4 protein-coding genes and 8 pseudogenes are annotated in these 8,315 nt (G+C 57.7%); 5 read left to right on the top strand and 7 right to left on the bottom strand.

Annotated features, from left to right (window positions below; all coding sequences use genetic code 11):
* Window positions 1-784: 784 nt before the first annotated feature.
* Both NKI72_RS33205 and NKI72_RS33200 read right to left on the bottom strand, forming a co-directional pair.
* Window positions 785-1,330, bottom strand: coding sequence for a VOC family protein (locus NKI72_RS33205; protein WP_352508242.1), 546 nt, complete (start codon window positions 1,328-1,330; stop codon window positions 785-787).
* Between the two features lie 242 nt (window positions 1,331-1,572).
* Window positions 1,573-2,075 (bottom strand): annotated as a pseudogene (locus tag NKI72_RS33200) (Tn3 family transposase); the annotation flags it as partial.
* Window positions 2,076-2,125: 50 nt separating this feature from the next.
* Between NKI72_RS33200 and NKI72_RS33195 the strand changes: the two are divergent.
* Window positions 2,126-2,731 (top strand): annotated as a pseudogene (locus NKI72_RS33195) (transposase family protein); the annotation flags it as partial.
* Window positions 2,713-2,933 (top strand): annotated as a pseudogene (locus NKI72_RS35580) (hypothetical protein). The pseudogenes NKI72_RS33195 and NKI72_RS35580, both read left to right, overlap by 19 nt.
* 293 nt (window positions 2,934-3,226) lie before the next feature.
* On the opposite strand, the gene NKI72_RS33190 reads toward NKI72_RS35580, so the two are convergent.
* A complete protein-coding gene (locus NKI72_RS33190) occupies window positions 3,227-4,258 on the bottom strand; it encodes an IS110 family RNA-guided transposase (RefSeq protein ID WP_352508243.1) in 1,032 nt (343 codons plus the stop codon).
* A 132-nt stretch (window positions 4,259-4,390) separates the two neighbouring features.
* Between NKI72_RS33190 and NKI72_RS33185 the strand changes: the two are divergent.
* Window positions 4,391-4,934 (top strand): annotated as a pseudogene (locus NKI72_RS33185) (sigma-54-dependent Fis family transcriptional regulator); the annotation flags it as partial.
* A gap of 243 nt (window positions 4,935-5,177) precedes the next feature.
* Here NKI72_RS33185 and NKI72_RS33180 read toward each other — a convergent pair.
* From NKI72_RS33180 to NKI72_RS33165, 4 genes and pseudogenes are all read right to left on the bottom strand, one after another.
* Window positions 5,178-5,387: pseudogene (locus tag NKI72_RS33180) on the bottom strand (PhzF family phenazine biosynthesis protein); the annotation flags it as partial.
* A 312-nt stretch (window positions 5,388-5,699) separates the two neighbouring features.
* Window positions 5,700-7,340 (bottom strand): MFS transporter, encoded by a 1,641-nt coding sequence (locus NKI72_RS33175; RefSeq protein WP_352508245.1) that lies wholly within the window; start codon window positions 7,338-7,340, stop codon window positions 5,700-5,702.
* 43 nt (window positions 7,341-7,383) lie between these two features.
* A pseudogene (locus NKI72_RS33170) lies at window positions 7,384-7,652 on the bottom strand (hypothetical protein); the annotation flags it as partial.
* A gap of 5 nt (window positions 7,653-7,657) precedes the next feature.
* Window positions 7,658-7,834, bottom strand: a pseudogene (locus NKI72_RS33165) (transposase); the annotation flags it as partial.
* A 25-nt stretch (window positions 7,835-7,859) separates the two neighbouring features.
* Here NKI72_RS33165 and NKI72_RS33160 point away from each other — a divergent pair.
* Both NKI72_RS33160 and NKI72_RS33155 read left to right on the top strand, forming a co-directional pair.
* On the top strand, window positions 7,860-7,997 hold the full coding sequence (locus NKI72_RS33160; RefSeq protein WP_352707606.1) for a hypothetical protein: 138 nt from the start codon (window positions 7,860-7,862) through the stop codon (window positions 7,995-7,997).
* Window positions 7,998-8,232: 235 nt separating this feature from the next.
* Window positions 8,233-8,315, top strand: a pseudogene (locus NKI72_RS33155) (co-chaperone GroES); the annotation flags it as partial.

The following is an 8,315-nucleotide window of genomic DNA, read 5'->3' as shown; positions in this document are numbered from 1 at the left end:
TCAAAAAATTCATAACTGAACATTGCGATCTGTGATCCAACATCGAACCCTGCGTAGGACTATCGGCGAGCTGAGGACCACACCAGTCTCAGAGCGACGACATCATTGAGGCCCAAGGGCTCACGCATTTTCACGGTTTATTCGCCAGAATGATCAAGCTGATCAAAAAGCACCCATCGTTTGATTGATGAATCCATGCTGCGCGCCTGAGTGCATGTCTTCGAAGCTGAGCCGCCTCTCAAAGCGAGAGGACTCGCACCCTATGAAGCTGGCAACCTGCGTCCACGCACACCTAGAGCTGACTGGATTTTTCTCCTCAACCGCGACCCAGATACACATGTCCACGCAAGTGCCGTGCCAAAGGAAAAATCGTGCCGAAACAATTACGTGGCGCTACTAAGATGACTAGTGTCCGACATTGTCGGACATTGGACGTAAGCATCTGAGGAAGGTTCGAGTTTGTCGCGCGCGGGCCGGTTGTCGGACAGGACGATGCCAGGATCAGGCCAGAAAGCTCTAAAGGTGATACCGTGGCGATCCGGGCGGTGGAGGTACGCTGATCGAAGTCCTCGCCGATTGCTCAACCCGCGCCCACGGCGTAACAGGTCGGGGATCGCCGCTGAATGAAAGTTCAGTGGCAGCTCACCGTGCCTGGCGCACATCAGGTGACGCTTTCCTTTCGTCCAGTTGGAATGCCACCTTCGATCAGTCTTGCGGGACCCTGGTAGGCCGGCGGGCGCGCCTGAAGTCGGATCGCGAAACCCGGGGGGCCACACCTCTTTGATCAGTATTTTCCCGACTGCTCAAGCTGCTCGAAAAGCTCTTGTACGTTGTCTTCAAGAAATGCTTCCTCTCCGTTCCGATGGATGAGTTCAAAACTTATCCCCGTATTAGCGCATCGAGAAGAGAATGCTTGTGTTAGGCCAGGTCCTTCAATAATAGTCGTGTCGAACGACAATCCCCGCGCTCTAAGCGTATTGACCGCCGCCGACACATCGTCGACAGATAATGCAACATGAGCTAGACCAACCCCGTAGTTTTGGACAAGTTGAGACACCTGCGACTCTGGCTCTGTGCCTTGGCAAAGCACAAAGCACATGTCGTTCCGAACCATGTCCGCACACACCATCCCAGTCTTCTTACCTTTTATATGCAATCGCCGCCTAAGCTTAAAACCAAGGACATCTTGAAACAGGTCGATAGCGTCGTCTAGTTTATGAACCGCCAAAGCTATGTGATCAATGCCATGAAATCGAGGATTATGATGGCCATTTGCTTCGATAGATTCTTTCAGAGAGCCATCCGACGGCGAACCCACGGGATAAGTCATTTTTTGAGTCCTTCTGTTTAGGTGGACGCAGCCAATTTAACGATCGAGCCATAAGCTGTTAACAGCCTGACTACACATGAGTAGCCTCGCAGACCGGAATGGTCCGTTTTTGTGTGGTCATGGACAATTTCTGCTCAGTGTGAGCGCGTTTGTCGATGACAAGCATGTAACATGCCAAGCGGAAAAATCATTTCGGAGCAACAGAATGGGGGCAGAACAAGAGCAGTGCGAAATCTCGTACGCTAACGGGGAACAGAGCGTGAACTATGCCATAGTGCGGAAACCGGCGCATACGATCCCTGTGGACTCATGGCTCGCCGGGTTGGGGTCGGTAGCCTAAGGGTTCGAAAGCCTTCGGGCATCTGATGCTCGGTGTCCCAGGTGTAGATGCCTGTCAGGTTGATATGTTCCCAACTCAGCGCGAGATATGCTTCAACAGCTATCTGGAATGTTTCGCCCCCCTCGTTTCAACTGTGTGGCCCGCGCGGTCGAGATAGACCGTGTTCCAGTGTACGATCGCGCTGACGACGAGGTTGAGTCCGGATGCGCGGAACGCCTGGCTCTCAAACGAACGATCGCGAATTTCGCCTCGCTCATGGAAGAACACGGCGCGCTTGAGCTTGTGTGCTGCTTCGCCCTTGTTGAGGCCGGCTTGGCAGCGTGCCGGGCTTGAGTACCATTCAATCATGAATATGGATCGCTCGATCCTGCACAGTTCCCGCAGCGCCCTTGCGAGTTGGCTCTCACTTTGTGTGGTTCATCGGCTGTTAGCGGCAAGATCGCTAATGGGCGGGCATGCGAACGAAATCAAAATGGTCGCCCGGCCCAGGGGTCAAAGTTCTGGGCGTCGAGCTCACTGATGATGACAGTTGGGTTGTTTCCGCTGCCGGACCAGCGATCGGCATTTGCCCCGATTGCGGACGGCGAAGCCGAAATCGGCATGGGTGGTCCAGCCGCAGCCTTCAGGACCTTCCGGTCCAGGGTAAGGCTGTGACGGTGAGGCTCCTGCTGAGCCGCTGGCGATGCGCACATGAGAAATGTGAATGACAAACGTTCACCGACCGACTGCCGACGGTTGCTTCCCCTTATGCGCGCCGGACGACAAGGGTCGTGGAGATTGTCGGCCTGCTCGGCCATAGCACGGGCGGCCGTCCTGGCGAGCGCCTCATGCAACGGCTCGGCATGCCGGTCAGCGACGACACCATCCTGCGGCAACTGAAGCGTGATGCCGCGGTTGCTCACTGCGCCTCCGAGATCCGGGTGGTTGGCATCGATGACTGGAGCTGGCGACGCGCGACACGATACGGGACCATCATGGTCGATCTCGAGCGTCGCTCGGTTGTCGACATTCTGGACGACCCCAGCGTCGATAATGCAGCCAGGTGGCTGCGGAACCATCCCTTCTCGCAGAGCAATTCGGATTGGCCCCTTCGGACTTCGGACGCGAGTTCCGCACCGGAAGCGAACGGTTCCGGATCACGGCATCGATCCAAAGCGGCCACGCTACTCGATCTCCGCTGAGCGAATTCCCGACCGCAGAGGATTCAAATTTGCCCCCGAAAATGTCGCCATGCTCCTCCAACCCGAGGAGAGCAAGCCGTGAAGTTCTCCGATTGTTCCGCAAGTTGGCCAAAATCGCATATGTGGAACGGCCCGCTTGGCAAGATATTTCCTCATGTATTTCCCAAATATGGACGGTGCAGTCATATGTCCGGCCTGTTTTCTGGCAGCCACGGTCACGATGAGATCCGCGGAGCAAATCGCCTAATCAGCTTCTCGCGCTGTAACGCGCCTGCGATTTTGCGGTCTGATTTGCTTCGGGATGTCGTCCCGTTGGGTCATCACAATTGGCACCTTGCCTGCCTCTCCGACCGACTGGCCAGAAAGCTCTAAAACCTAAGCTTGGGCGATCATCTTCGCTCCTCTATAGTTATCGCCGTGAACGAGAAGAGCCCAGATGATGCGCGCGATCTTGTTTGCGAGAGCGACCGCGACAACCTTGAACGGGCGGCGCAATATCATCGCCGCTATCCATGGTGATGCCTGGAGGCCACGACGGGCGAGCTTGAGGACCGACGTTGCTCCAGCGACAAGCAGCGTGCGCAATTGCTGGTTTCCGCGCTTTGAGATCGAACCGATCCGTTCTTTTCCTCCGCTGGAATGTGCGCGTGGTGTCAACCCAATCCAGGCAGCAAAGTCCCGACCGGTTTTAAAGCCGGCAGGATCAGGGACTACTGCCCGGACGGTCGCCGCAATGATCGGACCCACGCCGGGGATCGCCGTCAAGCGTCGGGCGTTGTCATCTTTTCTTATAGCCTCAAGGATTTTTCGATCGAGCCTTTCAATGCGTGCCGTCACGGTCTCGATTTGCTCAACGAGCTCTTCCAAAGCCATTCGCGCTGCACCCGGCAATCTCAGGTCACTGTCGTCGCGTACTATGGCGGCAAGGCGGACGATTCCGACCAGACCGGTCGCCCTGACAATGCCCAGTTCGGCAAGATGAGCTCTCAGGGCATTGATTGTTTGAGTGCGCTGGCGGATAAGCAAATCTCGCGCTTTGAGCACCATTCCGGCAGCCTGCTCGTCCTGTGTTTTTACCGGAACATAGCGCATGGTCGGCCGCGTGACTGCCTCGCAGATAGCTTCAGCGTCTGCAGCATCGGTTTTGTTGCGTTTGAGGTAGGCCTTCACGTATGCGGGTGGCATCATCCGAACCGTATGACCCAGGGCCTGAATTTCCCGAGCCCAATAATGCGCGCTGCCACAAGCTTCCATACCCACGAGGCAAGGCTGCAACTTGCGAAAGAAGTCCAGAACCTGCGACCGACGCAGTGTACGGCGTACAATCACGGGTCCTTCTTCGGCTATGCCATGAACTTGAAAAACGGATTTGGCCAGATCAAGCCCGACTGTGGTAATCTTCTCCATGGAGCGGTCCTTCCTTTTTGTGGCGTTTCAACACGACCACGTTAGGCATTCGATGCCGTTTGAGAAGGGCCGTTCCACCTCATCAGCTTCGGGCCGAGTAGGCCTTGTCTGGGAGGAGGACGCGTGGCTGGCCCAGCCCGGCCCGCGGAAGCCTATATCGTTCCCGAAACACAGCTTCGCGAACATCGCGAGCAGTCCGAAAGACTGATCGCGATCGCCCGTAGCGGCCTGGAAACGCTTTTCAAGCAGGTGGCGGGCCAGAACTATGTATTGTATTGCTCCTGGCAAACGCAAAGGGCGTAACCGTCGACTTCTTCGGCGATCCGCTCTTCATGGACAATTGCGCTCGGCGGGGCTCTATCTCGGCTCCGAGTGGTCGGAAAGCCGCACCGGAACATGCGGCGTCGGCTCCTGCATCAGCACCGGCGAGGCGATGACCATCCATCAGACTGGCCATTTCGATACGACCCATACGCCGCTCTCCTGCACTGCCGCGCCGATCTTCGACACCAATGGCGGATTGGCTGCCGTGCTGGACATTTCCCTGCTTCGCTCCCCGCAACCGAAGGTCAGCCAGAACCTGGCGCTGCATCTGGTGACGGCCTCCGCGCGAAGCATCGAGCTTGCCAATCTGATGGCGCAGACGCACTCCGATTGGGTGCTGCGCTTTTCCCGTCCCGTGCGCCGCAACACCCGGATCGAGGCGTTGGCGGCGATGCATTTGGCCGCGTATGTCGAGACACAACGATGCACCCCTGCTCTCGGCGACCAGGTCCTCGGCTGTCTTCAGCTGGCGAACACCGTCCCATACGATGCCTACATCAACCAGCCGGCTTTCTCCTCGGACACAAACTCTTCCCCTTGGCGCCGTTGTCCGCACCGGCCAGCACGAAAGCCCTGCTGATAGTCGATGACCCGCAAACGGCACCTCCAGCGTCGGCGTGAAGATACGCACCTGAGCCGTGTGGTGCGCATCGGCCGGCTGCAAGACAAAGCTCGTCTCGGAGGAGTTGAACTCCGGTGCAACCGCCTGCATCTGATCAGTTGTCAAGTTGTCCGAACCGAGCACCACTGCTAGCGGATTGCCGCCGATTCGCGTGAAAACATCAACGATTTGATAGGTCAGCAACAAGGGCCTCTCCCACAGCCTTTGTGTGGTACGAGCGGCATTGGCTTAAGCCAGTCAAATCAGACATTTCGCCGACAAAGCAGGCCCAGCCGTCGAACGCGCACCATTTCAACACGAACTCAAATACTGGGAAGCTCGCGGTTATGGCCCTGCCTCGCTTCAGCGAGGTCGGCCCAACAGGGCAGGTTCGAGATGAGCCCGCCAGCAACGCTCGAGATCAAACGTTAGTGCGTGTCACGCTCACTGGCGCGCGTTCAGGCCAAAGCCCAGGGGTGATCGCGTCTGTTCATCGGCTAACAGCTCATCACGACGTCACCTCGGAGGACGAGAAAAGACTGTTGAGCGGGTACGAGCTGCCTCGGTCGTTCGTTCGATCGAAAGCACTGTGTGCGGAGGAAGTTCGCCATCATGCAGCGCGAGAAGATGTTCGTCTGCTTCCTTATCCGCGGCCGTGAGCCGATGGTTCAGACGCAGAAAGTCCATCCAGGTGGGCGTGCGGAATGTCTCTGTCCAAACCGAAGGCGTTTGAAGGTTTCGTTGGAGCGTCCAGTTTCGTGCGCCGGCACGGCTAAGAGCGTGCCGCTTTGTGCGCATGCAGCCGAGAAAGGCGTCGATATTCTTCTCGGATATGAAATAGTCGACCTTGGCAACGATCGGGCCACTCCTTGGCTTCAGATCGAGTGCCAGCTCGGGTGCGGGAAAATCCGAACTTTCCTGATCCGTTTCTTCCCATGGACGTATCGGCAACAGTATCCCCGCTGCTGCAACCAGCAACAGAGCCCCCGCGGCACCCTCCAAAGCCCAGGTCAAGGAGTAGTTCTGCGCGACGGACCCCCAGATCCAGCTGCCGGCGGCCATACCGCCAGCGCTCAAGGCGTAGTAGATCGAGAGCGTGCGGCCGACTACCCACCTTGGGCTTGCCAACTGCACCGACACGTCAATGCCCGTCCAGGTGATCAGCCAACCCGCGCCCCCGAGCGCCATAAAAATTGCTGCCACAGCGACCGACGAGGTCAGTGCCAGTGAAAGGCAACATGCTGCGCAAGCGACAGAGGCGAACGCCACCAGCCTGTTTTGAGACGTGATCCGCCTCAGGAAGCCGTTGCTCATGCCCGCGATGAAAGCGCCTATGCCGAAGCCGGCCAACAGAATACCGTAGACGATCGGCCCGCTTGCCAGCTTGTCCCGGACGACGAGAGGCAGCAGCGCGAGGATGGAGATGCTTGCCAAGCCGAAAAGGGCTGCACGGGCGATCGCCGACCTGATCTCCAGGGAGATCACCGTGAAGCGCACTCCGTCATGAATCGCCATCGTCATTCTCTCACGAGGGAGAGGCGAAGAGCGAACTTGCCATTTGGTGCGCCATATTGCGCTTAGAGGCGCCACATCACTCAGCGCGGCCAAAGCGAAAGCGGCCAGCGGTCCAAAGAAGGCCAGGATCACGCCCCCCAAAGCCGGACCAACGCTGCGCACAATGTTGTATCCGACAGACATAAGTGTCACAGCAGCCGGAATGTCGCGCTTGTGGAGGATATCGCCCACGGACGCATGCCAGGCCGGATCAGTTAACGCGAAGCCGCAGCCAGCCAGGAAACCCAATCCGAGTATCAGCCAAGGATGGACAAATCCCAGTCCCACTGAAACCATCAGCGTCGTTGATGCCAATGCTATCAAGCAGTGCCCCGCAAACATCACCCATCGGCGGCTGAAGTTGTCGGCGATGGCTCCCGCGAGGATTGAGAGGAAGAATACCGGTAATGTGGATGCGGCCTGCACGAGCGCGACCAACAGATCCGAAGCCGAAATGGTGACCATGAGCCAACTGATGGCGACTGTTTGCACGAGCCATCCCAGGCTGGATATCTGTGTAGATATCCAGATCGAACGAAATACCTGGTTCCGAAGCGGGGCGAGCGTCGTTGGAACGGACGGATGAGGATTTTCGTGCTGCACGTTTTTTTACCTTCGAGGAGCCGATTGTTTAACACGGCTGCCACTATTGCCTTTTAGTCTTTACGATGTTGAGCAATGCGTCAGTACTTTCAGGCATGACCGAGCACTCGCTTCCGCATGCTCTAAGTTCACCCTTGGGCCCGACATATCGGTTTAAGATGACGCGCTCAATCCCGAGTTCTTAGCAGAGATCGGGGTCGGAAGTGTCGCATTGAGCCACATAGCAGACTGCGCGGGGCGAATATCCGTCTTGGCGAGCGCGAATTTCCTGCCTCCTTTGCGGCCGCGCGCCCCGGCTGCGGCGTGTCCGGCCAACCTCGCCAGTTGAAGTAGGTCGTCTGGCTGATTCCCGCCCGCCGACAGATCTCCGCGACAGGAATCCCGTCCGCTCCCTACTTCAAAATAAACGCCTTCTGCGCGTCCGAAAACTTCGATGCCTTCTCCGCTCCTCCCCGCCAAGGGACGCTACCGCGGAAAGCTCCACTTTCGAACAGTCCAGTTTTCAGGGGTCAGAGCAGCATGATCTGCTTCCTGATGCGCGCCGACCCGGAGGATATCCGCGCGGCGCTCTTCGCCGAAAAGTCACTGGGCGAACTGCCGTTCAGGCCCTTCCCCTCCGGCCACACCAGGCAGGCGCCGCTGGCGGAGATGTCTTGAGCCGGAGGGGACGAGCTACTGGCAGCAAAGATGCAGAAAGAGCTTTCTCCTGACATAAAGAGGCCTGCTGCTTCCGCGCCGATTCCAAATCTTTTGCTCCTCGGCCGTCCCTATTCCGTCTTGACTAGTACGAACCTACTACCTATCTCACGGTCGCGTTAGCACTCGCTTCGGCTGAGTGCTAAGCACGCTCCGGCAACGGAGAACCGTTCAACAGCACCAGGGAAATCCAAAAATGGCAAAGTCGAATTTCCGGCCGCTGCATGACCGCGTGGTCGTTCGCCGCGTCGAGTCCGAAGCGAAGACCGCCGGCGGGAT

Source organism: Mesorhizobium sp. M0437, from assembly GCF_040321335.1.
Lineage (GTDB): Bacteria > Pseudomonadota > Alphaproteobacteria > Rhizobiales > Rhizobiaceae > Mesorhizobium.
The sequence above is the reverse complement of the archived record's forward strand: the minus strand, read 5'-3'. Positions and strand labels throughout refer to the sequence as shown.

What these genes read in the sequence shown, in the direction of transcription:
- NKI72_RS33205 (WP_352508242.1), bottom strand. Translation starts at nt 1,330, where the DNA reads ATGACTTATCCCGTGGGTTCGCCGTCGGATGGCTCTCTGAAAGAATCT.
- NKI72_RS33190 (WP_352508243.1), bottom strand. Translation starts at nt 4,258, where the DNA reads ATGGAGAAGATTACCACAGTCGGGCTTGATCTGGCCAAATCCGTTTTT.
- NKI72_RS33160 (WP_352707606.1), top strand. Translation starts at nt 7,860, where the DNA reads ATGATCTGCTTCCTGATGCGCGCCGACCCGGAGGATATCCGCGCGGCG.